Annotated in this window: 24 protein-coding genes and 1 other annotated feature; of the genes, 4 read left to right on the top strand and 20 right to left on the bottom strand. The window is 41.5% G+C overall.

The genetic code is table 11. From position 1 onward, the window contains the following. Positions 1-71: 71 nt before the first annotated feature. The 5 genes from ABTV07_RS06500 to ABTV07_RS06480 form a co-directional block, all read right to left on the bottom strand. Entirely contained in the window at positions 72-1,010 is a 939-nt protein-coding gene (locus ABTV07_RS06500; protein WP_433748942.1) for an ABC transporter ATP-binding protein, read from the bottom strand. 3 nt (positions 1,011-1,013) lie between these two features. After that, the gene (locus ABTV07_RS06495; protein WP_433748939.1) at positions 1,014-2,072 is read right to left on the bottom strand and encodes an ABC transporter ATP-binding protein; all 1,059 of its coding nucleotides are present in this window, start codon (positions 2,070-2,072) and stop codon (positions 1,014-1,016) included. 16 nt (positions 2,073-2,088) lie between these two features. Further along, on the bottom strand, positions 2,089-3,105 hold the full coding sequence (gene opp3C / locus ABTV07_RS06490) for an oligopeptide ABC transporter permease (protein WP_433748936.1): 1,017 nt from the start codon (positions 3,103-3,105) through the stop codon (positions 2,089-2,091). Then, entirely contained in the window at positions 3,105-4,031 is a 927-nt protein-coding gene (opp3b, locus tag ABTV07_RS06485; protein WP_433748933.1) for an oligopeptide ABC transporter permease, read from the bottom strand. The genes opp3C and opp3b overlap by 1 nt, the downstream gene beginning before the upstream one ends. 176 nt (positions 4,032-4,207) lie before the next feature. Further along, positions 4,208-5,896: a peptide ABC transporter substrate-binding protein gene (locus ABTV07_RS06480; RefSeq protein ID WP_433748930.1), complete on the bottom strand. Its 1,689-nt coding sequence runs from the start codon at positions 5,894-5,896 to the stop codon at positions 4,208-4,210. A gap of 373 nt (positions 5,897-6,269) precedes the next feature. Between ABTV07_RS06480 and ABTV07_RS06475 the strand changes: the two genes are divergently transcribed. Together ABTV07_RS06475 and trpS are read left to right on the top strand one after the other, a co-directional pair. After that, positions 6,270-6,629: a DUF3899 domain-containing protein gene (locus ABTV07_RS06475; RefSeq protein ID WP_433748927.1), complete on the top strand. Its 360-nt coding sequence runs from the start codon at positions 6,270-6,272 to the stop codon at positions 6,627-6,629. A 56-nt stretch (positions 6,630-6,685) separates the two neighbouring features. Next, positions 6,686-6,930: a binding site (T-box leader), on the top strand. Between the two features lie 41 nt (positions 6,931-6,971). Then, entirely contained in the window at positions 6,972-7,961 is a 990-nt protein-coding gene (gene trpS, locus ABTV07_RS06470) for a tryptophan--tRNA ligase (RefSeq protein ID WP_433748925.1), read from the top strand. Between the two features lie 44 nt (positions 7,962-8,005). Here trpS and ABTV07_RS06465 read toward each other — a convergent pair whose 3' ends face one another. From ABTV07_RS06465 to ABTV07_RS06420, 10 genes are all read right to left on the bottom strand, one after another. After that, on the bottom strand, positions 8,006-8,752 hold the full coding sequence (locus tag ABTV07_RS06465) for a YjbA family protein (RefSeq protein WP_433748923.1): 747 nt from the start codon (positions 8,750-8,752) through the stop codon (positions 8,006-8,008). Positions 8,753-8,828: 76 nt separating this feature from the next. Then, complete coding sequence (locus tag ABTV07_RS06460; protein ID WP_433748921.1) at positions 8,829-9,029, bottom strand: hypothetical protein; 201 nt, start codon at positions 9,027-9,029, stop codon at positions 8,829-8,831. A 125-nt stretch (positions 9,030-9,154) separates the two neighbouring features. Then, positions 9,155-10,060 (bottom strand): oligopeptide ABC transporter permease, encoded by a 906-nt coding sequence (gene opp4C, locus ABTV07_RS06455; protein WP_433748918.1) that lies wholly within the window; start codon positions 10,058-10,060, stop codon positions 9,155-9,157. Between the two features lie 12 nt (positions 10,061-10,072). After that, the gene (gene opp4B, locus ABTV07_RS06450; RefSeq protein WP_433748915.1) at positions 10,073-11,038 is read right to left on the bottom strand and encodes an oligopeptide ABC transporter permease; all 966 of its coding nucleotides are present in this window, start codon (positions 11,036-11,038) and stop codon (positions 10,073-10,075) included. Between the two features lie 35 nt (positions 11,039-11,073). After that, the gene (gene opp4A / locus ABTV07_RS06445; RefSeq protein ID WP_433748912.1) at positions 11,074-12,801 is read right to left on the bottom strand and encodes an oligopeptide ABC transporter substrate-binding protein; all 1,728 of its coding nucleotides are present in this window, start codon (positions 12,799-12,801) and stop codon (positions 11,074-11,076) included. A gap of 29 nt (positions 12,802-12,830) precedes the next feature. Then, complete coding sequence (locus ABTV07_RS06440) at positions 12,831-13,802, bottom strand: ABC transporter ATP-binding protein (RefSeq protein ID WP_433751129.1); 972 nt, start codon at positions 13,800-13,802, stop codon at positions 12,831-12,833. 47 nt (positions 13,803-13,849) lie between these two features. Further along, entirely contained in the window at positions 13,850-14,875 is a 1,026-nt protein-coding gene (locus ABTV07_RS06435; RefSeq protein WP_433748910.1) for an ABC transporter ATP-binding protein, read from the bottom strand. Between the two features lie 149 nt (positions 14,876-15,024). Further along, entirely contained in the window at positions 15,025-15,810 is a 786-nt protein-coding gene (locus tag ABTV07_RS06430; protein WP_433748907.1) for a DUF2268 domain-containing protein, read from the bottom strand. A 120-nt stretch (positions 15,811-15,930) separates the two neighbouring features. After that, on the bottom strand, positions 15,931-17,169 hold the full coding sequence (gene fabF / locus ABTV07_RS06425; protein WP_433748904.1) for a beta-ketoacyl-ACP synthase II: 1,239 nt from the start codon (positions 17,167-17,169) through the stop codon (positions 15,931-15,933). A 55-nt stretch (positions 17,170-17,224) separates the two neighbouring features. After that, positions 17,225-18,160 carry a beta-ketoacyl-ACP synthase III gene (locus tag ABTV07_RS06420; RefSeq protein WP_433748901.1) on the bottom strand — a complete coding sequence of 312 codons (936 nt, stop codon included), beginning with the start codon at positions 18,158-18,160 and terminating at the stop codon, positions 17,225-17,227. Between the two features lie 250 nt (positions 18,161-18,410). Between ABTV07_RS06420 and ABTV07_RS06415 the strand changes: the two genes are divergently transcribed. After that, positions 18,411-18,662: a hypothetical protein gene (locus ABTV07_RS06415; RefSeq protein WP_433748898.1), complete on the top strand. Its 252-nt coding sequence runs from the start codon at positions 18,411-18,413 to the stop codon at positions 18,660-18,662. 53 nt (positions 18,663-18,715) lie between these two features. On the opposite strand, the gene ABTV07_RS06410 is transcribed toward ABTV07_RS06415, so the two are convergent. From ABTV07_RS06410 to ABTV07_RS06395, 4 genes are all read right to left on the bottom strand, one after another. Continuing rightward, positions 18,716-18,898, bottom strand: coding sequence for a ComZ family protein (locus tag ABTV07_RS06410; RefSeq protein ID WP_433748895.1), 183 nt, complete (start codon positions 18,896-18,898; stop codon positions 18,716-18,718). 6 nt (positions 18,899-18,904) lie between these two features. Further along, positions 18,905-19,873, bottom strand: coding sequence for a BMP family ABC transporter substrate-binding protein (locus tag ABTV07_RS06405; RefSeq protein ID WP_433748892.1), 969 nt, complete (start codon positions 19,871-19,873; stop codon positions 18,905-18,907). 90 nt (positions 19,874-19,963) lie between these two features. Then, positions 19,964-20,758, bottom strand: coding sequence for a hypothetical protein (locus ABTV07_RS06400; protein WP_433748890.1), 795 nt, complete (start codon positions 20,756-20,758; stop codon positions 19,964-19,966). A 68-nt stretch (positions 20,759-20,826) separates the two neighbouring features. Beyond that, a complete protein-coding gene (locus ABTV07_RS06395; protein ID WP_433748887.1) occupies positions 20,827-21,570 on the bottom strand; it encodes a hydrolase in 744 nt (247 codons plus the stop codon). A 242-nt stretch (positions 21,571-21,812) separates the two neighbouring features. On the opposite strand from ABTV07_RS06395, the gene ABTV07_RS06390 reads away from it, so the two are divergent. Then, entirely contained in the window at positions 21,813-21,995 is a 183-nt protein-coding gene (locus ABTV07_RS06390) for a YjzD family protein (protein WP_433748884.1), read from the top strand. A gap of 41 nt (positions 21,996-22,036) precedes the next feature. On the opposite strand, the gene clpB is transcribed toward ABTV07_RS06390, so the two are convergent. Then, positions 22,037-24,622 (bottom strand): ATP-dependent chaperone ClpB, encoded by a 2,586-nt coding sequence (gene clpB / locus ABTV07_RS06385; RefSeq protein WP_433748882.1) that lies wholly within the window; start codon positions 24,620-24,622, stop codon positions 22,037-22,039. Positions 24,623-24,898 lie beyond the last annotated feature (276 nt).

Genomic DNA, 24,898 nt, shown 5'->3' with positions numbered 1-24,898 from the left:
TGTCGAAATTTCCGAGGAAATGACAATGAACCAAAAAAAACGATCCAATCAGGATCGTTTTTTTCTATTAATTAATCATGCTTATATTGTGCTTGATATTGGGCGAATTCCTTTTCCGAACAAAGCACGAAATGACCAGGAGCTACTTCCCTCATTTGTATGTCTTCCCCGTCTTTATAATCGTGGACATTCGGGTCATAGGTTTTCCGCTTTCTGGACCGTTCGTATTCAGGATCCGGAAGAGGAATCGCAGAAAGAAGGGATTGCGTATAAGGATGCAAAGGATTCTTATATAATTGTTCAGATGTTGTCAACTCTACCAACTTACCGAAATACATAACACCGATGCGGTCTGAAATGTATTTAACCATTGAAAGGTCATGGGCAATGAACAAATATGTGAGGCCTTTTTCTTTCTGCAATTTTTTTAGCAGGTTAACAACCTGGGCCTGGATGGAAACGTCCAGTGCTGATATTGGCTCATCCGCAATGATGAATTCTGGATCTACAGCCAGAGCACGTGCAATCCCGATACGCTGTCTTTGACCGCCTGAGAATTCATGCGGGTAGCGGTTAGCGTGCTCTTTGTTCAATCCAACTGTTTCAAGAAGATCGTAGACAATTTTCATACGCTCTTCCTTAGATTTTGCAAGACCGTGAATATCAATACCTTCTGCAATGATATCCGCAACCTTCATACGAGGATTCAAAGATGCATATGGATCTTGGAAGATCATCTGCATTTTGCGATTGAATTTTTTCAATTCTGCTTTCGATTTTCTTCCATGTACGTTTTCGCCATTAAATAGTACTTCTCCGTCTGTTGCATCGTACAAGCGGATGATTGTACGGCCAGTCGTTGATTTTCCGCAGCCTGACTCTCCAACCAATCCTAATGTCTCTCCCTTAAAGATATCAAAAGTGAGACCATCAACTGCTTTAACCTCATTAGGGCGTCCTACGTTAAAGTGCTGCTTAAGGTTTTTGATTTCAAGTAATTTTTCTGCCATGTCTTAACGCCCTCCCTTTGATAAAGATGTTTTTGCTGAAGGGAATTTACGCATACGGATTTTTACCGCTTCAGGCGGTTCTACTTTCGGAGCATCCGGATGCAGCAGCCATGTTGCAGCATAATGCGTGTCAGAAACCTTGAACATTGGAGGCTCTTTTTCCAAATCGATTTTCAGCGCAAATTCATTGCGTGCTGCAAATGCATCCCCTTTTGGAGGATCCAATAGATCAGGAGGAGTCCCAGGGATTGCATATAATTCTGCATCAGTTGCATCAAGGTTAGGCATTGAACTGATCAATCCCCATGTGTATGGATGCTGTGGGTTATAGAAGATTTCATCCACTGTTCCCACTTCTACAATTTTACCACCGTACATTACCGCTACTCTATCTGCGACATTGGCTACTACACCCAAGTCATGTGTAATGAAAATGATGGATGTATCAATCTTCTTTTGCAAAGCCTTCATCAATTCAAGAATCTGGGCCTGGATTGTAACATCCAGAGCAGTTGTCGGCTCATCCGCAATAAGAATCTGAGGGTTGCACGCCAATGCAATCGCAATGACGACACGCTGCCTCATACCACCAGAGAATTGGTGAGGGTATTGCTTAAGACGAACTTCCGGTTTTGGAATCCCTACAAGTTTAAGCAGTTCCAGGGCGCGGTTGCGCGCTTCTGCTTTGCCTAGCTTTTGATGCTTCAACAATGGTTCCATTATCTGCTTTCCAACTGGCATCGTTGGATTCAAGGAAGTCATTGGATCCTGGAAGATCATAGAGATGTCTTTCCCACGGATTTTCTGCATCTCTTTTTCAGAGGCTTTTGTCAGATCTTTATTTTCAAAAAGGATTTCTCCTGATTTAAATTCAGCACTTTGTTCAGGCAATAAGCGCATAATCGATTTTGTCGTTACCGATTTACCTGAACCTGATTCACCAACAATCGCAAGTGTTTCACCTTTGTATAAATCAAAGTTCACTCCACGGATTGCTTGTACTTCACCTGCAAAGGTGTGAAAAGATATGTGCAAATCTTTTACTTCTAATAACTTTTCCATTATTTCACCACCCTTATTAATCACGCATCTTAGGATCTAATGCGTCTCGTAGACCGTCTGCCAATAAGTTGAATGCAATCATCAACAAACAGATAACGATTGCCGGGAACAACATGATGTGCGGCAGGATCTGCATTGTGCGGTATCCATCCTCAATCAATGTTCCTAGTGATGCTGCCGGAGCCTGAAGGCCCAGACCGATGAAGCTTAAGAATGCTTCGAAGAAGATAGCACTCGGAATTGTAAACATAGTGTTGATGATAATAACGCTCGCCAAGTTTGGTATTAAATGTTTAAAGATAATTTTCCCATTGCTCTCACCTAAAGTACGGGAAGCAAGGACATATTCCTGTGACTTTAATTTCAATGTTTGTCCACGAACAACACGCGCCATACCTACCCAGCCCGTAATCGTAATAGCGATTGTGATGGATAAAATACCTGGCTCAAGAACCAATATCATCAAGATAACGACAACGATATTCGGGATACCTACAAGTACCTCAAGGATACGCTGCATGATATTATCGGTGCGTCCGCCATAGAAGGCTGAGATCCCGCCGTACGCCACACCAATGACCATGTCAATGAAGGCTGCCAATATGGCAATGTAAAGGGAAATCTGCGTTCCTTTCCATGTACGTGCAAAAAGGTCACGTCCCAGACCATCAGTGCCGAACCAGAAATATTCGTCGACATGCTTTCTTTCATACATATCTACTTCTTGACCGCCAAGCTGCATTTTTCCATCAAAGATTCCAAGCTTTTCAAGACCTGGAACTTTCGGAGGCAGATTTGCATAGGCAAGATTTTGCTCTTTATAATTGTATTTCGTCATGTGCGGCCCTGCAAAAGCAAGGAATGTCAAAATGATAAGAAGGATCAGAGCAAAAAGCGCCCCTTTATTCTTCTTGACGCGCAGCCATGCATCTTGCCAGTAGTTCAAGCTCGGTTTGGCAATGCGCTCACCTGAGGTTGTATCAATATTAGCGGGCTGAAATAATTCTTTTGAGATTTTTTCTGGCTGATTCATTATTTTTTACCTCCCGCTAAACGAATTCGAGGGTCGATTACACCATATAGCAAGTCCACAATCAAAATGATTGCTATTAAAGCAAATGCAAATAGAAGTGTAGTACCCATAATAATCGGGTAATCATTAGTCATGATAGACTTAACGAATTGCTCACCGATTCCGGGGATAGAGAAGATCTTTTCAACAACTAAAGAACCTCCCATTAGACTAACAGCCAATGGTCCCAACACTGTAATCAAAGGAATCAATGCATTACGGAATGCATGCTTGAATGCAATTTCAAATGATGTTGCCCCTTTAGCTTTTGCCAATGTAATATAGTCAGAACCTAATACTTCTATTAATTCTGAACGCATAAATCGTGCTCCTGTCGCAATTGGGAACATGGCCAATGCGATAGTCGGCAGGATGCTGTATGAGAATCCATTCCAAAATGCCACTGGGAAGATTTCGAATTTCACAGCCAGCACATACTGCAAAAGTGCCGCAAATACGAAGGATGGAATTGATTTTCCAAGAACAGCAATGAAGGTGCTGCTGTAATCCACCCATGTATTTTGATAGATAGCTGACAGGACCCCTAAGATGATCCCAATTATGGTACCTACAAACATTGCTTGGAAACCTAGCATAGCGGAAGGTCCGATTCGTTCGAGGATTAGCTCAGTTACGCCGTGGTTATCGAATTGAAATGATACTCCCATATCACCTTTAAGCAAGCCAAAGATATAATGTGCATATTGAACAGGAACGGGATCGTTCAATCCATACTTTTCATTCATGATATGAACCTGTTCTGCAGATAGCTTCTGGTCGTTAAACGGTGAACCAGGCAGTATTTTCATGAGGAAAAATGTAAACGAAGCAATGATAAATAAAGTAATGATCATGTAAATTACACGCTGTAAAACATACTTCGTCATTGCTGCACCTCCTAGTAATAAACTCTATCTTCTATTCTATATGTTAGTTTAAACAGTGTCGAAATTTAATGTTTTTTCTAAATATTCGCCAATATTCGACAATTCTTATACAGGGAAAAAGAGAGTATACTCGAGGATATACTCTCTTTCCGCTATTGGAAAAATATCAGCCTATATTATTTTTCAATGTGCGTCCACTTGTAGCTGAACTCAGGTCCAAATGGATGTACATAAAGATCTTTAACATACTTTTGTTGTAGAACAGCTTTTGCACGTTGGTACAATGGAGCAATACCAGCATCGTCCATTAGGATTTTCTCAGCTTTTTGAAGAGCTTCCCAACGAGCTTGAGGATCAGTTGCTAAAGTAGTTCTAGCATCATTGATCAATTTGTCATACTCAGGGTTAGAGTATCCAGATTTGTTTTGAGATCCGCCAGTTACCCAAAGATCAGAGAATGTCATCGGATCTTGGTAGTCAGGACCCCATCCAGCAACTTGAATATCGTAGTCTTGCTTAGTATCAAGATCAAGACGGATTTTGAATGGTACTTCTTTCAACTTAACAGTCAAACCTTCAAGGTTTTTCTCAAGTTGGTTCTTGAAGTATGCATCCATATTTTTAGCAACATCAGAGTCTCCGCCAAGGATTTCAAGAGTTACTTTGTCAGTTCCTAATTCTTCTAAACCTTTTTTCCAATATTCTTTAGCTTTGTCAAGGTTGTACTCGTTCATGTCTCCATTAGCTTTACGGAAATCTTCACCAGTCTTAGGATTGAAAGCGAATTCTTTTGGTACTTCATAGTTAGCAACAACAGATCCGTTAGCAAGAACTGTGTCTACCATTGATTGCTTGTCAACGCCTAAAGACAAGGCCATACGAATGTTTTTGTTAGCAAGTGGAGTCTTTTTGCCACCGCGTTCTTGGTTAAATTTGAACCAGAAGATAGTTGGCTCAAGATATTTGTTCAAGTCTGGATCGTTCTCATATTGAGTTACGTATTCAGCACTTAAAGCTGCACGGTCAACTTTGCCTGTTTTGTAAAGGTTTACAGCTGTACCTACTTCTTTAACAACGTTTACGTTAACTTGTGTAAGCTTAACTGTATCTTTATCCCAGTAGCTGTCGTTCTTTTTGTATTTCCAAGAAAGACCTGTTCCGTTCCAGTCAGACAATGTGAATGGACCGTTGTAAATCATGTTATCGCTGTTAGTAGCGTATTGATCGCCTTTAGATTCTACGTACTCTTTGTTTTGAGGGTAGAAAACAGGGAATGTCATTAATGATAGGAAGTAAGGAACTGGACGCTCCAAAGTAACTTCTAAAGTTTTATCGTCAACAGCTTTAACTCCCAATTGATCCGGAGCCATTTTGCCTTCGCCGATAGCTGCTGCATTCTTGATTACTCCGCCCATCATGTAAGCTCCGTATGGAGTTGCATTTTTAGGGTCGATTGTTTGCTGCCATGCATAAACGAAATCGTTAGCAGTAACAGGAGTTCCGTTAGACCATTTAGCGTCACGGATCTTGAATGTGTAAACTGTACCGTCTTCGTTTACTTGTGGTTCTTCAGACGCCATACCTAATGTTGGCTTGTTGTCTTTGTCAAGACGCATTAAACCTTCGAATACTTGGTTCATTACGTTAAGTGAAACAGCATCCTGAGCCATGATTGTATTCATGGTTGGAATCTCCGCAGTTTCGTAAGTATTCAGAACTTGCTCAGCTGCAGGCTTAGAGCCTCCATTTTCTTTCGTACCACCAGCGTTTTCTGATGTTTTTTCATCTTTGCCGTAGCAAGCTGAAAGAAACATGCTCAGTACGAGCGAAAAGCATAAAAGTAATAATAATTTAGACTTTTTCACTAGTAGACCTCCCTTTTTTATTTTTCTGAAAAATTTCTACAATGATTATTATACATAAATTCAGAAGATTGTACATTACTTTTTTTAAAAAAAGTTTACACAATTGAAATATTTTTATTATTCTATCAAAAGCATATTTGAAATTTTCTGTTACAAAAGCCACCGAAATAATAGGTTCAAAGCCTTGATTTCATGCCTTTTGCCCTAAGTGGTAAATTTTTGGAATATAATTATTTCGAGAGCCGCAAGAATGTTTCTTCCTTATTTTTCATTGTATCTATTACACTTCTTTTGTAATATGAATACGGTAGTATTTCATTATTAAGACATTTGTAATGGAATCCAACTCAATATTTTCAAGGGGCTGTTGCTATTGCTGGCAAAGAAAGTTGCAAGATTATTCATACCTTCAGAGATTGCGGTATTGGCTGCTTCTTATATTCATTACCATGACCTCAGCCTTGTTCATTATATTAATACTTCTTTTTTTATTGGCGGATTGTTTCTTTTCTTCTCATTGACAATCTTCATCTTATCCAGCGGTTTTTTTGACCGCACGGCCAATGGTTTCCGAAAGACTTTCACTTTCAATGGAAAAGGCCTTTCAAAAGAGGAATTGAATGAAATGAAGCCATTATCCGAACTCATTGCCATTCCGTTTCTCCCTTCCCTTCTAAATGGTGTATTGCTGATGGCCGTCATGATGGTCTGTTTATGGATATATTATTTATAAGAAGGGCATGCTTGAAATGTATCATGTGATTTCTTATAATAATGTCATCCAATAGTAATTAGGCGTTGAAAAAGAGTAGTATAGCTGAGTTTCGTTTTTAGAGAGCCTGTGGGTGGTGGGAACAGGCATCGGATCAGCTGGAATGGACTTTTGAGCCCTGTCTGCCAAAAGCATTAAGGCTAAGTAGTGGACGGCGCAAGCCAAAGCGTTAAACTGGCGCCATGGTCATTTGCCATGGACTAAGGAGGCTTTTTTAAGCACTTAGGGTGGTACCGCGGATGTTCAGCCATTCGTCCCTATTTTTCAGGGATGGATGGCTTTTTATTTTGAGGAGGTTATTATATGAAGACTATTTTTTCAGGAATTCAGCCGAGCGGAACAATCACGCTCGGAAACTACATTGGAGCAATGAAGCAGTTCGTAGAGCTTCAGGAAGAATACAACTGCTATTTTTGCATCGTAGATCAGCATGCTATAACTGTTCCACAGGATCGGCTGGTTCTCCGGAATAATATCAGGAGCCTTGCCGCATTATATCTGGCAGTTGGAATCGATCCTGAAAAGACGACGCTATTCATTCAATCAGAAGTTCCGGCTCATGCCCAGGCAGGCTGGATGCTTCAATGCGTAGCCTATATCGGCGAACTTGAGCGCATGACCCAATTCAAGGATAAATCACATGGAAAAGAAGCAGTTTCTGCAGGACTTCTTACGTACCCACCTTTGATGGCTGCTGATATCCTTTTATATAAAACGGATCTGGTTCCTGTTGGAGAAGATCAAAAACAGCACATTGAGCTTACGAGGGATCTGGCAGAACGCTTCAACAAAAAATACAACGATATCTTCACGATTCCAGAAGTTCGCATTCCAAAAGTCGGAGCAAGGGTCATGTCCCTTCAGGACCCTTTGAAAAAAATGAGCAAATCCGATCCGAATGCGAAATCTTTTATTACGCTGCTGGATGATCCAAAGCAAATCGAGAAGAAAATTAAAAGCGCAGTTACTGATTCGGACGGTATCGTAAAATACGATAAAGAAAACAAGCCGGGAGTTTCTAACCTTTTATCGATTTACTCCATCCTTTCCGGAAAATCCATTGAAGAGCTGGAAGCAGCATACGAAAATAAGGGATACGGCGATTTCAAGGGCGACCTTGCTTCATTAGTCGTTGAAACCATCAAACCGATCCAGGATAAATACAATGAACTTATGGCTTCCTCCGAGCTTGATGAAATACTGGATAGAGGCGCGGAAAAAGCTAACCGGGCTGCATCCAAAATGATTAAGAAAATGGAAAATGCAATGGGATTAGGCAGAAAAAGAAAATAAAAAAAGAAGCTGGATGATAAATTTTATCATCCAGCTTCTTTTTGCTAATTTACCCTCGGACCATTTTCAACTTCCCATAGTTTTTCAAAAAATGGCTGGCCTTTAATGAGGTTTTCACAGAAATATAAATGCTTTTCGCTCCATCCATATTTCATGTCTTCATACAAGCCTGTCCAAATTTCCTCAAAACTCATCTCTTGAATTTCATGGTAAAGGTTTGGTGCCCACTCTGTATACCAATAGCGCATCTGAGCGGTATTCTTTGAACTATAAAGCTGATCCAGCCCCATGAACAAAAGCTGCTTCAACTGTCTTTCTTTCCTTGTCAGGCCATTCATCAATTCCGGGTTCGGCGATAAGATATGATACTCTTTCGACCTTGGTTTTGCAGCAAACGAAAATGACTGCGGTTCATGCATTTCCGTCATTTCATAAACGAGCTGCTCCTGCCTTGGAATCAATCTGCTCTTTCGGATAGGGATGTTATAGCCAATGGTGTCTACTGCAAGGATGCCTGTCCCATCTGTAACAACAAAACAATATTCAAGCTGAGTCCTTTCATGGTTCTTTCTTAAATATGCCTTGTGATATACCTCATCAAGAAGTGCTTTAGGGATTTCTGACAAATCATTCTCAATATAATGGAATAACAGTGGATCGACTTTGAGCAGTGGAACCTGGTCCAATAACTCTATGACATCATCTTTTCTCCACTCGTGAAAGTGGCAAACATTATAGCCGTTCTCTTCGCCTTCGAACCAGTTCACCCAAACATCATGAAGATATAACATTTTTTACCCCTCGCTTCATTACCGTTTGTCATTCAGTATAGGCAGCAGGAAGGCTAATTATTCCTTTTCCCGGGAATTATTCCCCTCTCTTATGTGGAAGAAAGATAGCAAGAATGATGAAAACCACCCCTCCAATAAGGAAGTAGCCTTCTAACCGGCTCGACATGAATAGCAGATACCCTGCAACATTGCTCCCAAAAGTCATGATGTTCAAGTAAACGATCCAGCTGATTCCCCCCGTTACAGCAAATCCAAAACCAATCAGTAATAGAAACAACCTCAATTGCACCAGTCCATTTCTTATTATCTGTCTGTCCCTTTTTTATACGTATTCCCATTAACCTGCTGATAGAATATCATTCGGAAATACAAAAAAAAATCTACCATACGTTAGATGGTAGATTATCGTCTTGATTTTGGATTTAGTGCATCTTTAATTCCTTCTCCAACAAAGTTGATTGAAAGAATCGTTAAAGTGATGGCTAATGCCGGTGGAACCCACATCCAAGGCTTAGATTGGAGAACATCTGGTTCATTGGCGAATGATAGCATGTTGCCCCAGCTTGGTATCTCTGCAGGCACCCCAAATCCTAAGTAGCTGAGTCCTGATTCTGCAACGATCATTCCCGCAAACACGATGGTTGCTTGAACGATGATTGTCGAAAGAACGTTAGGCAGCAAGTGTTTCATTATGATTTTTGCAGGGGAACACCCAATGGAAATTGAAGCGAGAACATACTCATTTTCTTTCTCTGCAAGGATCTTACTTCGAACAACCCTGGCGATGCCGCCCCAGCTAAGTGCTCCGATAACCAGGATTAAAATCCATAGTCCACTGACATCAATGAAAATAGTCTTCAATACAATAACGAAAACCAAGAACGGGAAGTTAAGAACAAAGTCAGTGAATCTCATTAATGCATTGTCTACTGTACCGCCAAAATAGCCCGCGACAGCCCCGACAATCGTTCCGAGTACAATAACAAATAATGTACAGGAAATACCGACTAATAGAGAAACCCTGCCTCCATATAAGAGTCTTGTGTAGACATCCCTTCCACTCTTATCTGTACCAAGCCAGTGATCCCCTGAAGGATCGAGTGACATCTGTCCAATATTTACTTTTACAATATCCTGTGTCGTAATATATGGAGCTAAGAATGAGACAATAATGACAAACATCAAAAATACAAAGCTGACCATCGCAATTTTATTTCTTAGGAATTTTCTTCGGGCAATGGCCCAGGGAGATAAATGCTTCACTGGTTTTATTGATGTCTGGGCTGTCTTCTGTGTTACTACTTCCATCTGCCATTCCTCCTAATCCATTCTAATGCGCGGGTCAACTATTCCATAAAGAATATCTGCCACTAAATTCCCGAATAACGTTAAAAATGAGAACATCATCGTCAATGTCATCAATACTGAATAATCACGAGTCGTAACAGAACTTAAAAACAGTTGTCCAATTCCCGGATAAGTAAAGATTGTTTCAGTAATGATCGCTCCGCCAACAATGGCTACAATGTCAAATCCCAAGAAAGTGATCAAAGGGATGATGGAGTTTCTCATAATATGCTGATTGTAGATCTTGCTTTCAGGTGTACCTTTTGCACGAGCCGTCCTTACAAAGTCTTTACGGCTGTTTTCAATTATGTCATTACGCAGGAACTGCGTATAGTTTGCTGTACTCAGTAAACCTAAAACGAGTGCTGGAAGTAATACGTGGTGGAATCTGCTTGCCCACCAGCCCAGAGTGCCTTCCGGAACAGAAATGTCCACCGATCCATTCGACGGGAACCATCCAAGATAAAAAGCAAAGATATAAATGGCAAAAACCCCTGCGACGAATGAAGGCAGTGCGAGGCCGAGATAGTTGGCTCCACCTATAAAATGATCACCTATCGTATACGGCTTCCTACCTGCAAAAGTCCCCATTGCAAAAGCACATAAATAAGTAATTAATATAGAAGTGATTCCTAAAAATACTGTGTTTGGAAGACGCTCTAAAATAATGTCGCTTGCCGGAATTTTATAGCGTACGGATTTGCCGAAGTCGCCATGAGCAAAATCATTGATCCATCTGAAATATTGTTTATAAAGTGGATCATTGTAGCCAAGCTGTTCCCGCATTTCTGCAATATATGTAGGATCCGTATTGTTTGGATCGATTTCCCCACTGAGGGAATCCCCTGGCATTAGCTTTGCCAGGGTAAACACTACAATGGAGATAAGGAAGAGCATTGGGATCATACCGAGTAATCTTCTTAAAGTGTATTTAAGCATGATGCATTCTCCTTATCTAAGTGATGCCAATTGGATTATTGCTTGATCCACCATTCTGCAGGTGAATTAGACCCAGAAACATCATATTTCACGTCTTGTACACGTTTGCTTACAGCGTAAACATCATAAAGTTCTGCGATTGGAAGTGCTGGGACTTCTTCGTTGAATAGTTTTTGCCAATCAACATAAAGCTGCTTGCGCTTCTCTTGATCAGTGCCAACGACGCTCATATCAACTGCATCATTAAGAAGTTTGTCAGACTCTTCGTTCACCCAGCGTGGGTAGTTCCATACTGCATCTTTACCCCATAGTGGAAGTGGATCTGGATCTGCGCCAGTTCCCCAGCCGCCATAGAATACTTCGATAGAAGGATCATCTTTTTCTAACTGATCGTAGTAAAGGTTAACATCAGTCATTGTAAGCTTGGATTTCAAGCCGACTGCTTCCCAATATTGAGTCATTGCTTTCGCACGAGCTTCATATGTTGGGTTTCCTGTGTCATAGTGAGCAAAGTTAACAACAAATTTCTTGCCGTTTGGATCTTCGCGGAAACCATCTCCGTCTACATCTTTGTAGCCAGCTTCATCAAGCAATTGCTTTGCTTTTTCTGGATCATACTTGTAATCGTTCGGAAGATCTTTGTTATCCGCAGCAATCCAGTGTGCTGATGGTACAGGACGATTCAGAGGTGCTCCAAGTCCACTGAAGAATGCTTTAACCCATTCATCGCGGTTGATTGCATAAAGCATTGCTTGACGCAATTGTTTGTTTTGATATTTCGGTTTATCCATTACGTTTGTCTTGCCATCGAAATGGCCCAATTTAAATCCGATGTAGTAATAAGAAAGACCAGGGACTTTTTCAACGTTTACATTGTCAAGCTTTTCGATTTCAGGAAGCAATGTTGGGTGGAACGCTGTCATATCAACACCGCCGTTTTGAAGCTCACCTACTGTCAATGATCCATCGATAACTTTTACGATGATCTTATCAATATGAGGCTTTCCTTTCCAATAATCATCGAATCTTGTCAACTCAACTGATTCACCAGGAATAACTTTTGTTACTTTGTATGGTCCTAGACCGACTGGCTTTGTACGGACTTGCTCGGACTCTGCCATTTTCTTAGGATCCATGCCTTCAAACTCTTTGCGGGAAAGAGGATATGTCCAAAGGTTTTCCAAGTTGTTCACACGAGCTTTATCAAACGTGATTTTAATTGTGTAGTCATCAACTACTTCAATACCAGAGATGTGGTCTGCTTTGCCTTCATTGTAGTCTGTAGCACCTTGAATCGTATTTACATTCGACCAGCGAGGATGCTCTGGTCCGATTTTCGCAATCGTTTCAAGAGCGAACTGCCAGTCTTGAACTTTTAACTCTTCGCCATTTTGCCATTTAACGCCTTTTTGGAATGTGAATGTATAAACTTTGTTATCATCCGTTTTCCAGTCAGCGATGTTTGGCTGCGGTTTAAGGTTTTCATCATAATCAATCAAAGTATCATCGAAAAGACCGATGATTTCAGCATCTGAAGAACTGTCATAGAAGTTGACGTTCAAAAGTCCTTTGAACTCAGACTCCATCGCATAAGTCAATGTACCGCCGTCCTGTGGACCTGTTCCAGCTTGTTCGCTGCCTTTTTTATCATCATTATTATTCTTAGTGTTTGTTGAGGTTTTCTTGTCGCCTCCGCATGCAGCTAAGAACATTGACAACACTAATACTAACGTTGTCAGCCACAAAAGTGATCTTCTCTTCATGTTTTTCCCCCCAAAATATTTGTTGTTTCTTACTCATAAAGGATGCAAGCTACACTATGACCAGGCTTCACCTCCTTTAATTCAGGCTTGATTTTGGAACAATCCGCCTTTGCCATTGGACACCTTGTATGGAATGGGCATCCTGACGGAGGATTGATCGGACTCGGCACATCGCCTTGCAGCACAATCCGTTCTTTCTTCCTTTTCGGATCAGCTTCTGGAATCGCCGAAATCAAGGCTTGTGTATATGGATGAAGCGGTTCAGCATACATGGATTTCTTATCAGCAATTTCAACAAGATTTCCTAGGTACATGACACCGATTCTATCGCTCATATGTTTAACAACACTCAAATCATGGGCAATAAATAGATATGTAAGGTCAAAATCTTCTTGAAGCTCTTTCAAAAGATTAAGCACTTGAGACTGTACCGACACATCCAGCGCGGAAACCGGTTCGTCTGCAACAATCAGCTTCGGTTTCAATGCCAGCGCTCTTGCAATTCCGATACGCTGCCTTTGTCCGCCGGAAAATTCGTGTGCATATTTGTAATAGGCATCTTCCGGAAGACCGACGCGGTTAAGAAGCTGCATCACTTCATCTTTCAGTTCCTTAACGCTCTTTCCGGTAAAGTTGCGGATAGGCTCTGAAACGATATCCCCGACCATCTGCATCGGGTTAAGGGATGCATACGGATCCTGGAATACCATCTGGAAATCCTGCCTTGCTTCCCGTAAGTTCTTCCCTCTTAAGGCTGTGATATCCTTCCCATCAAATAGGATCTTCCCATCTGTAGGATTCAACAGGCGAAGGATCGTTCTGCCAATGGTTGATTTTCCGCAGCCCGACTCGCCTACCAGCCCTAGCGTTTCCCCTTTTTTGATTTCAAATGTCACATCATCAACGGCTTTTACGTTGGCGACCGTTCTTTTGAAAAAACCACCTTTAACAGGATAGTAGGTTTTTAGATTGTGAATTTCCAAGAGGTTTTCTTCAGACATCTGCATTGAAGATTTATTGCTTTTCTCTTTGACATCCGTGATGCTCATCATACATTCATCCCTTCTCTAGGCTGGCTTGTTTCATAGAGCAAGCATGCCACTTCATGTCCCGCTGTATTTTCTGCCAGCTTCGGAGTGATTTGAGAACATTCCGGCATTGCTTTCGGACAGCGGTTGGCAAAACGGCAGCCGACAGCAGGCATGTTTTTCAATGAAGGGACGATTCCTTCGATCGAACTCAGTTCTTCCACTTCCTCATCCATTTTAGGGATGGCCCCCATCAATAATTCTGTGTAAGGATGCTTCGGTTCATGGAAAAGGGTCTCAACATCAGTTCTCTCCACTATTCTTCCGGCATACATGACGATGACGTCGTCGCACATCTCCGCAACAACACCAAGATCGTGTGTAATCAAGATAATGGACATATCATTTGCTTCCTGAATTTCTTTCAACAGCTCAAGGATCTGGGCTTGTACCGTTACATCCAATGCTGTCGTAGGTTCATCGGCAATAAGAAGCTTTGGCTGGCAGGCAATCGACATGGCAATCATGACACGCTGCCTCATCCCTCCGGACAATTGATGCGGATATTCATCAACGATTTTTTCCGGTCTGGAGATCCCTACACTTTTCAATAGAGCGATGCTTTTCATCCTTGCTTCTTTTTTTGATATTTTCATATGATTGAAGAATGCTTCCTGAAGCTGGAATCCAATGGTGAATACCGGATTCAAAGAAGTCATCGGTTCCTGGAATATCATCGAAATATCTTTGCCGCGGATCTTATTCATTTCCCTTTCAGAAAGACCTTCCAGCTTTCTTCCTTCAAAGACTACTTCCCCTCCGGCAATCTTCCCGATTCCCTTCGGAAGAAGCTTCATGATCGAAAGGGACATAACACTCTTTCCGCATCCTGACTCCCCTACAATCCCCAATACTTGGCGCCTTTTGACATTGAATGAAACATTGTCGACTGCATTGTAGTACTTGCCGTCTATATCGAATGCAGTTTCCAGATTGTTTACTTCAAGCAAAGGAGCGTCTTTATGTATATTCTGTTTAGTACTCATCTAGACACCTCTAACTGTTTAAATTATCTGTCTATTTATTATATTTGAATAAAATATTATTACAGTACTATTACAATTGCAAGATTTTTTTATCAATTTAGAATCTTCGTTCTTTGCAAAATACAGGAAAAAGCCCATTATTTAGGCATTTAGCCATTTGTAAAAAATTTTTTTAATAGTAATTTTTTAGGGGGTAAATAGATGGCTTTTGCAGTTGAAAATGGATTTTCTTTTTTAAATTGCTCCACCAGATAATATCCCATCGAATAGCCAAGCAATTTTGGATAGCCTCTTCTCCCAAACAAAATGTCATCATGTGCCTGTTCATCCTTTTTTAAACCCAGCTTGTTCTTGAACCACTTTTCCCAGTAGCCCTCCAATTGCTTCTCTCCCCTCGAATGACACCAGGCAGCCAGGTATTCCTTACCGCAATACTCTTTTACTGCATGCTCGGCCAATCCTTCAAACATCAAGGAATCAAGAAGTGTGTAGTCGCCCATTTCTTTTTTAAAGTGATTCAGCCTTACTGCATGGTGATATTCGTGGACGAACAATGACTCATATTCCTTATCGTCCTTTTGAGGAGAAAAGAAAAGGTATATAAAATCATGAAATGCGATTCCAGAGCGTCCCCTGGTTTCCCTCATCAACCCTCTATTCTGAACATCAATAGGCAGTATAGCGATATTTATATCTATTCCATTCCAAAGCTTCTTATATTTTTTAAACATGGCTTGAATTTTCGTCCAAACTTCATCTTCTACAAGCTTTTTATAGCATTCTTCTGCTCCACGGGAAGGCTGGTACATGCCAAATGAGCGCAGATATTTATAGAACTGCTTTTCATCATCAAGACTGCCATCAATTTTTTTCAAAATTTCACCAGGTTTATTGATATTCATTTCAAGCCATTTATCTGTCGGCAATATCATCATTGGCACCCCCGATAATTTCTCTACTTACATCCTATGTACGGACCCTGGTGAAAATGGCTAAAATCTAGACACAAAAAAAGCAAGACCATTACGGCCTTGCTTTCGGATTTATAATTTAGATCAGCTGTATTTTTTAAATACGATTGTTGCATTATGGCCGCCGAATCCAAGAGAATTACTCATGGCAGCAGTAATTTCTTTTTTCTTTGCTTCATTTGGAACATAATCCAGGTCGCACTCAGGATCCGGATCGTTCAGGTTGATGGTCGGCGGGAGGATTCCTTCTTTAAGCGCCATTACTGTAAAGATAGCTTCGATCCCACCAGCAGCGCCTAATAAGTGTCCCGTCATGGACTTAGTGGAACTGATGGCCACTGTTTGGGCACTCTCTCCGAATACTTCTTTGATTGCCATTGTTTCATACTTGTCATTGTATTGTGTGCTTGTTCCATGCGCATTGATATACCCGATGTCAGCAGGTGTAAGTCCACCGTCTTCAATGGCAAGCTTCATTGCCCTTGCACCGCCTTCACCACCTGGAGCTGGTGCAGTGATATGATAAGCATCACCTGTTGAACCGTAGCCGACAATTTCAGCATAAATTTTGGCGCCGCGAGCTAAAGCGTGCTCGAGTTCTTCCAAAATGACAATACCTGCCCCTTCTCCAATGACAAATCCATCACGGTTCGCATCAAATGGACGGCTTGCACTATTTGGATCAGGATTTGTGGATAATGCTGTATTGGCACAGAATCCTGCAATTGACATTTGAGTGATAGGCGCCTCTGCTCCGCCTGTCACCATGACATCTGCATCCCCGCGCTGGATTACTTTGAAGGCATCTCCAATGGAGTTTGTACCAGTCGCACAAGCTGTAACCGTACAAGAGTTGATTCCTTTTGCCCCAAGCATGATGGAAACCTGTCCTGCAGCCATATCAGGGATGATCATTGGGACAAAGAAAGGACTTACCCTTCTATATCCTCTTTTTTGAAACGTTTCAAACTGCTGTTCGAACGTTTCCATTCCACCGATTCCAGATCCAATCCATACTCCCACACGGTGGGCATTTTCGTCTGTAACGGTTAAGTCTGCATCCTTTGCAGCCATAACAGAAGCCGCTACCGCATATTGAGTGAAGCGGTCCATCTTTCTTGCTTCTTTCTTTTCTAAATAGGCTTCAATATCAAAGTCCTTCAACTCTGCTGCAACCTTTGCCGGATAATCATCCGGATTCAGTCTTGTCAAAGGGCCTACTCCATTGACTCCAGCAACTGCATTTTTCCATGAAGTTTCTGCGTCATTTCCGAGTGGAGACAATGCTCCGATTCCTGTCACTACTACTCTGCGTTTAGTCATGAATTCCATCTCCTTTATCTCAATCAAGAAGATTCAATTGATTATCTTCATTCGATTATCTGCCCCATTTAATGGCGATTGCTCCCCAAGTCAGTCCTCCACCGAAGCCTACCATGACAATGACATCATCATCTTTGACTTTACCTGCCTCTAATTCTTCCACTAGTGAAATCGGAATGGATGCCGCTGATGTATTGCCATATTTATGGACGGTCTTGGACATTTTTTCTTCTGGAAGCTCAAGTCTCTGCCTGGAGGCTTCCATGATTCTGATATTCGCTTGATGAGGAATGAGGAAATCCACATCTTCTTTTTTCAAACCTGCTTTTTCTATCACATTAATACATGATTCACCCATTTGTCTAACGGCAAACTTAAAAACTTCCCGTCCATTCATGTAAATGTATTTTCCGTTTTGGAATAAGTGCTTGCCGCCGGAACCATCAGCACCCAGTTCAAAGGATAATATCCCTCTTCCTTCTGATACTGGACCGACAATGGCAGCCCCTGCTCCATCCCCGAATAGGACCGCTGTATTCCTATCGTCCCAATCTGTGATTTTAGAAAGCTTTTCTACACCGATAACCAGTACATGTTTATACGTGTTAGTTTCTATGAATTGCTTGGCGGTGACAATGCCATACATAAATCCTGCACATGCTGCACTGATATCCATCGCTGCTGCCTTCTTGGCACCCAGCCTTTCCTGCAGCATTGTCGCCACACTTGGGAATGGAGTGTCCGGAGTTACAGTTGCCACAAGGATCAAATCGATATCTTCAGGGTCGATTTCAGCATTTTTAATGGCATTCTTTGCAGCTTCATAGGCAAGATCCGACGTATCCATATCGTCTCCAGCAAGCCTTCTCTCTTCAATGCCAGTCCTTGTCCGGATCCATTCATCCGAAGTATCCATTATCTTCTCCAAATCTGCGTTTGTTACCACTTTTTCAGGATTGTATCTTCCTATACCAATGATTCCTGCATTCATGAAAGGGATCCCTTCTTTCGAATCAGTTGTTTTTCATCCATCTGCCGAGGTAAAGCAGCAAGGATGATTTAAAAAGAATTGTTTCTTATTTTATTTTTATTATCAAATATTATGACTTGGTACTAATTTTATCGGATTTCATTTTTTCTTGCAACTTATTTGTGCTTTTTCAATCATTCGTCTATACCGTATCTGCCGTGAATCATATACATGTCATATGTACTAATGTACTATCCGGAGGTGAATGAAATTGGCTGATGGCCCATCCGCAGAACGCGCCCATCCATTTGACCAATTAATATTCGGGAATAAAATACCAGAGACGAATGAATCCCTTATTGAGAATTTACAGCAAAAAGCAGTCTCAGGGCTCGATGAAATAGATGTTGATGAATTGTTCGGGCATCTCGATTCCTTGGTGGAGACTTTTGCCTACTTCAAGCCATTAATTAAAAAAATCGGACCCTACCTTGAATCCTTCATACAGCAAGATGATAAATAAAAAAGGCAATGCATCGGATGCATGCTGCGATCCGAGTGCTTTGCCCGTTTTTTTTATTTAGTTGCGTCCTGTTTGCCAAGTTCGTATGCTTCGCTCATCACTTTTGTGAAAAGCTCCATGAACGGCTGTATCATTTCCATTGATAATTCTACACCTGCACCATCTAATTTTTCTTTTGCTTCCGGCAGGTATTTCATAGCTATCTGCATAAATTGCATGTTTTTATCTTCGTGCATGTCTCATTACTCCTTTGTCTGGTCTGATGATTGCAGTTTTCCTGTCTTTTTATATGTATCGATCATATCTGCCACTTTCTTTTGGAATGCTTTATCCACAAGTGAACTATATTTTCCCATGGATATGACCCCATCGTTGAAATCAAAATACAGGTTCCCAGAATCGAGCTTCCCTTTTGAAAATTTTTCGGCAACCAGCTCATACAGCTTCGGTACATGTTGGACAGTGCTTGTTAATACGGTCGTTTCCCCAAGGTCGGATTGATCGGAAACATATCCGATTGCATATAATCCCTTAGACTTCAATTCTTCGATCACAGGAATATTATATCCGTCTCCGGCAGGATACACAACATCTGTCCCTTCCTTTGTCAGTTCATCCAACAACCGTATGGCCTTTTCACGGTTGTCCCAATTCCCCACATATTTTATGGTGACTTTCACATCTTTATTTTCTTTCTTGGCACCATCAATGAACCCTTTGATTTCAGGCTGCCATTCGAAAGCGGCAATCATTCCAATATGATTGGACTTCGACATATGAGCGGCTGTCATCCCCCCGAAATATCCCATTGCATATGATTTAAAATTAAGACTGGTAGTATTTTTTCGTTTCGCATCCCCATTGAAGCTAACAAACTGGATATCAGGATATTTAGGGGCCAATTTATCAAAATAGGCTGCATACTCATTTCCATGTCCAAAAATTAAGTTGACTCCTTTTTGGTGAAAGACCTTGACTGATTTTTCTACAAGGTATTCAGAGTCCATCCCTTCTTTATAGTAGACTTCCACTCCGAATTTAGATTGAATATTCAGCAGCCCTTTATATCCTTTTGTTCCCCACACCTGATCACTCACTGTCTCCGGGACCAGCAGTCCGACTTTTTTGATTTTCCCTTTTTCAGGGTCTTGGGAACAGCTGACCAGAAGGAAAAGAACCAGCAGGATCGGTATCCATTTTTTGATCAACATTCAGCAACTCCTTTGTGCATGGCTGCCTTCCATATTTATGAAAGAAACATCTATTATTCTACCTATTAATTCGGTTTCTGAAAAGACCCGTTAGGTACGTTTCTTCAGGAGGCTTTCAATACAGGTTCTTTGCTGCTGAAGTCCCTCTTCCAATGTGGTGCTGCTTTTTATGACCAATTCTTTATAAAGATGTGAAGTCTTCTGCGATTGATATGGATCAACTGCTGCTTCTTCACCAAAATGCCGGAGCCCTTCTGCCCAGCGTCCTTCTTCTCCAGTAGTAAGCAGCAATGATGCTTTTTTTCCCTCTTTTTCCGCATGATCAATAATTCCTGCTGCTATGTCGTCCACAAAAAAAGCATCCTTCAATGGTTCTTGATAATCGATCGTGCTTTCCAGTCCTTCCCGTTCATCCAATAAAAGCTTATGATACGCAAATTCTTTTGGCTGCCAAGGCCCAAAGACGGTCGGCAAAAAAAGATTACTGTGCGGAATGGGAATTTCATTCGGGAGTGCATCCTGGTCGACTCTGCTTTCACTAATAAAGCGAAGAATCATGGTTTGATGGATGGACTTATCAAACCATGATTTATTTTGGATTATTTTTTCTCGGATGCCTCCTGCTCTTTCTTCGTACCCTTCTCCGAGAAAATCGTAGTACGGGATAAAACAAAAGAACGGTTCTTTTCCTTCACCATTCCAATCTTCCAGTGAAGAAAAATTGAAGTTGGCATTCCTGCCGAATTCCATCCATTTACTTTCGTCTGAAATTTGCATTGTTTCTGTGTGTTCGATAGCCAAAACGTTGTAGCCTCTATTCAAAAGTTCCCTGCATAGGGAAAAACCGATGAATCCGCCGGCAGAAAATACAATTGCATGATTCATGCTTCCGATACCCCCAAATTTGTTGTTACTGTATCGTATGCTATGAATCTCATTTTCTTTCATTTGTCCTAAAGATCCAACTCAGAATGATGAAATTCTTTTAGCATCTTTCTTGGGATGAGGGTCCTCTTTTCAGGAAGAAGATAGTGAAAAGAAATAGGCAGGCCGGCATCCTTTCTTTTCTGGATTAATTGATTGATGAGTTCCTGCTGTCCATCGTATCGGCTTCTTTCTACAAACTTTATGATGACCATTGGAAAATCCGCTTCTGCCAGTTTTTCCAGGGTCCCTTCCTGCGTCTTGAGTAGTTCTTCGATTTGATCCTCGTTTATTTCATGAGAATCAATGAGTTCCTGGACAATCCTTTTATAAAAGAACTTCTTTTCTTTTTCCTGCTCTACATGTTTTTTTATAGAAAGGCATGGAGAAATAAGCGAAACGGATCTGATTTCTCCCTTCATCATTGTGATGAGCTCAATTGCCGCCAATGCCCCCATTCCTTCAGCGATAACATGGATTTTCTCGTTGAGGATCTCTTGCTTCATGATTAAATGATACAATGTTAGTGCTAGATCTGCGGCTTTGCTGCTTCCCCAATTTTTCCCGTATAAGTTTGAATAAAAAACTGTATATCCGTGGGAAGTCAATTCTTCAATCATTTTTGCCCTGCCGATATTCTGTGTCCAGAAACTTTGGTTCTCATCCACAAAATGCTGCTGATCCCCTAAGATCATTACAGCAAAACCATTGGGCTTTTCAGGGCAATGAATCATACACCATTCATGTTCAATTTGAAACGTTCGCTGCGTCATAAGGAATTCTCCTTTTGCAAAGTGAGTCAATATAATGTATGAAGGGAAAAGACGTTGGAAAGGGACAAAGCCTAGTTTTTAAAAAATCCGCTCTTTGGAAATCCTTGATTTTCAGCAAGAAAAGGTTTTCAATAATTTTGTGAAAAATATTTATTAATTATTTTGGCTGTGATACTATGTAACGAGAAACTTTTCCGTTTTACATTTTATGATAAATGTTTTTGAATAGAGGTGAAAAAGAAATGAGATACATCTGGACTTTCTTTTGGACTTTTTTGTTGATTGAAATGGTTACATATGTAGTAAGTGCCATGAGCGGATCTGAATTCCACTTTGCAACTGGTGTGACATTAGCTGTCTCTGCTACAATCTTGATCTTTATTATTCCTGCAGTCATTCCGAATGAGCCTTTGGAACATGAATAATTAATTGGATGGCCGATCGCTGATCAGCCATCCTTTTTCTTTTAATCCACGGTGATTTCTCCATCGGCCAACCGGATGGTCACTTTATCATAAGGATGTACATTCCCGGCAATGATTTCTTTCGCAAGCGCCGTTTCTACTTTCCTCTGCAAATATCTCTTTAACGGCCGTGCACCATAGACAGGGTCATACGCTTCCTCAGCAATCGCATTTTTCGCTTCCTCGGTTATCTCAACCGAAATATGCTGTTCATCCAGTCTTTTCTGCAGCTCTTTAACTAACTGATCTACGATTGCCTTTATATTATCTATCGATAATGGACTGAATAATATAACATCATCCACACGATTTAAAAATTCCGGACGGAAATGTATACGAAGCTGTCCCATCACTTTATCTTTCGTTTCATCACTTTCCATATCACCTTCGAGCAGCCATTGGGAACCAATGTTAGAAGTCATGATGATGACAGTGTTTTTAAAATCCACCGTTCTTCCTTGGGAATCTGTTATCCTTCCATCATCAAGGACCTGCAATAGGATATTGAACACTTCAGGGTGAGCCTTCTCAATTTCATCAAGAAGCACCACTGAATAAGGCTTTCTTCTGACTGCCTCTGTCAGCTGTCCTCCCTCTTCATAACCTACATACCCTGGAGGCGCCCCAATTAATCGTGAAACGGCATGTTTTTCCATATATTCTGACATATCAATCCGAATCATTTGCTCCTCGCTGTCAAACAAAGTGTGTGCCAATGTCTTGGCGAGCTCAGTTTTCCCGACTCCTGTCGGCCCCAGGAAAATAAATGAACCGATAGGACGGTTTGGATCCTTTATGCCTGCCCTCGCCCTCAAAACCGCATCACTCACAAGCCTTACTGCTTCATCTTGGCCAATGACACGTTCATGCAATATGCTCTCCAGCTTTAGCAGCTTTTCACGCTCCCCTTCGACCAGCTTGGAAAGGGGAATTCCTGTCCATCGCGAAACAATGCCAGCGATTTCTTCCTCTGTCACTTCTTCTCTAAGCAGTCTATTTTCTTCTTTTTGCTTTGAAGCCATTTCTGATTCGATCAGTGAAAGCTCCCTCTCCACAGCAGGTATCTTCCCATGGCGAAGTTCGGCCGCTTTATTTAAATTATAATCATTTTCCGCTTCTTCCAGCTCACGCTTATACTTCTCCAATTCCTCGCGTTTAGATTGGACCTTCTGCAGCCCTTCTTTTTCATTTTGCCACTTTGCTTTCATGGCATCTGCTTTTTCTTTCAAGTCAGCTAATTCTTTCGTCAACAGGGAAAGTCTTTCTTTGCTCGCTTCATCCGTTTCCTTTTTCAAAGCTGCTTCTTCAATCTCAAGACGCATGACCCTCCGTGTGACTTCATCCAATTCTGTCGGCATGGAGTCTATTTCTGTGCGGATCATTGCGCAGGCTTCATCCACAAGGTCAATTGCCTTATCCGGCAGGAACCTGTCAGATATATATCGGTTTGATAAAGTGGCAGCAGCAACTATCGCTCTGTCATGAATCTTGACTCCATGGTGGATTTCAAATCGTTCCTTCAATCCCCGCAGAATGGAGATTGTATCTTCGACAGTTGGTTCATCTACTAAAACTTGCTGAAATCGCCGCTCAAGTGCCGGGTCTTTTTCGATGTATTTCCGATGTTCATCAAGAGTAGTAGCCCCAATGCAGTGAAGTTCCCCCCTTGCAAGCATGGGTTTAAGCATATTTCCTGCATCCATGGCCCCTTCTGTTTTTCCGGCCCCGACGATTGTATGAATTTCATCGATAAACAAAAGGATCCTTCCTTCACTCTGCTTGATTTCATGAAGAACCGCCTTAAGCCTCTCTTCAAACTCTCCACGAAATTTCGCTCCGGCGATCAACGCACTCATATCCAGGGCAAAAATCGTCTTATCCTTTAATCCTTCGGGAACGTCCTTTCTGACTATGCGCTGCGCCAACCCTTCCACAATTGCTGTTTTTCCTACACCAGGCTCCCCGATAAGCACTGGATTATTTTTTGTCTTTCTCGAAAGTATCCTTATGACGTGCCTGATTTCCTGATCCCTTCCTATAACAGGGTCCAATTTCCCTTCCCTTACTTCCGCTACAAGGTCCCGTCCATATTTCGCCAATGCTTCGTAGGATGCTTCAGGATTTTGATTATCCACTCTTCTATTCCCCCTTATGTCTTTGATGACTTTTTTTAAATCTGCTTCCCTGATTCCCTTTTTTTCTAAGTATTCAGCCAGTGGTTCATTATTTTGATTCATCAATGCAAGTACTATATGTTCTACTGACAGATAGTCATCCTGAAAATGATCCTTTATTTTTTCAGCATCGTTGAATAATGTGTGGAGTTTTCCTGAAATATATTGGCCGCCGCTCACACCGCTTCCAGATACACTGGGGCGGGCATCCAAGGCTTTTTCAATGTATGAGAGGAGTTCCTTTTTATTCAGTCCCAGCCTTCCGTATATCACACCCATGAGACTGTCAGGTGAAGAAAGAAGCGACTGCCAAAAATGAAGAACATCTATTTCTTGATGATTACGTGCTGCTGCAGCTTGCTGGGCATGTGACAACCCTTCCTGAAGACTCGTGGTCATTTTATTGAGATCCAACAACCATCACTCCTTGACCTTATTTGACTATTGTGAGACCATTATAATTCATTTGTAAAAAAAGCAAAAGAATAAAAGCGGAAGCGCCCTGATCAGCCCCGACCAGCATAAGACGGAACTCGAAGGAAATCCTGATTTCCGTAGAGGTACGGCTTATGACTGGAGGGGGTGGGCGCTGGAGCTGGACAGAGAAAAGCGGAAGCGCCTTGAACAGCCCCGACCAGCATAAGACGAAACTCGAAGGAAATCCTGATTTCCGTAGAGGTACGGCTTATG

The sequence above is a fragment of the Falsibacillus pallidus genome, assembly GCF_050990905.1.
In the GTDB taxonomy this organism is placed as follows: Bacteria; Bacillota; Bacilli; order Bacillales; family DSM-25281; genus Falsibacillus; species Falsibacillus pallidus_A.
The sequence above is the reverse complement of the archived record's forward strand: the minus strand, read 5'-3'. Positions and strand labels throughout refer to the sequence as shown.

Bases quoted from the DNA above. Each gene is read 5' to 3' on its own strand.
- ABTV07_RS06435 (WP_433748910.1), bottom strand. From the start codon at position 14,875: ATGAGTACTAAACAGAATATACATAAAGACGCTCCTTTGCTTGAAGTA.
- ABTV07_RS06390 (WP_433748884.1), top strand. From the start codon at position 21,813: ATGAGATACATCTGGACTTTCTTTTGGACTTTTTTGTTGATTGAAATG.
- ABTV07_RS06400 (WP_433748890.1), bottom strand. From the start codon at position 20,758: ATGAATCATGCAATTGTATTTTCTGCCGGCGGATTCATCGGTTTTTCC.
- opp3b (WP_433748933.1), bottom strand. From the start codon at position 4,031: ATGACGAAGTATGTTTTACAGCGTGTAATTTACATGATCATTACTTTA.
- ABTV07_RS06420 (WP_433748901.1), bottom strand. From the start codon at position 18,160: ATGAATGCAGGAATCATTGGTATAGGAAGATACAATCCTGAAAAAGTG.
- ABTV07_RS06495 (WP_433748939.1), bottom strand. From the start codon at position 2,072: ATGGAAAAGTTATTAGAAGTAAAAGATTTGCACATATCTTTTCACACC.
- ABTV07_RS06430 (WP_433748907.1), bottom strand. From the start codon at position 15,810: ATGATGATATTGCCGACAGATAAATGGCTTGAAATGAATATCAATAAA.
- ABTV07_RS06440 (WP_433751129.1), bottom strand. From the start codon at position 13,802: ATGTCTGAAGAAAACCTCTTGGAAATTCACAATCTAAAAACCTACTAT.
- ABTV07_RS06465 (WP_433748923.1), bottom strand. From the start codon at position 8,752: ATGTTATATCTTCATGATGTTTGGGTGAACTGGTTCGAAGGCGAAGAG.
- opp4A (WP_433748912.1), bottom strand. From the start codon at position 12,801: ATGAAGAGAAGATCACTTTTGTGGCTGACAACGTTAGTATTAGTGTTG.
- ABTV07_RS06395 (WP_433748887.1), bottom strand. From the start codon at position 21,570: ATGACGCAGCGAACGTTTCAAATTGAACATGAATGGTGTATGATTCAT.
- opp3C (WP_433748936.1), bottom strand. From the start codon at position 3,105: ATGAATCAGCCAGAAAAAATCTCAAAAGAATTATTTCAGCCCGCTAAT.
- opp4C (WP_433748918.1), bottom strand. From the start codon at position 10,060: ATGGAAGTAGTAACACAGAAGACAGCCCAGACATCAATAAAACCAGTG.
- fabF (WP_433748904.1), bottom strand. From the start codon at position 17,169: ATGACTAAACGCAGAGTAGTAGTGACAGGAATCGGAGCATTGTCTCCA.
- trpS (WP_433748925.1), top strand. From the start codon at position 6,972: ATGAAGACTATTTTTTCAGGAATTCAGCCGAGCGGAACAATCACGCTC.
- ABTV07_RS06405 (WP_433748892.1), bottom strand. From the start codon at position 19,873: ATGTTGATCAAAAAATGGATACCGATCCTGCTGGTTCTTTTCCTTCTG.
- opp4B (WP_433748915.1), bottom strand. From the start codon at position 11,038: ATGCTTAAATACACTTTAAGAAGATTACTCGGTATGATCCCAATGCTC.
- ABTV07_RS06500 (WP_433748942.1), bottom strand. From the start codon at position 1,010: ATGGCAGAAAAATTACTTGAAATCAAAAACCTTAAGCAGCACTTTAAC.
- ABTV07_RS06410 (WP_433748895.1), bottom strand. From the start codon at position 18,898: ATGCACGAAGATAAAAACATGCAATTTATGCAGATAGCTATGAAATAC.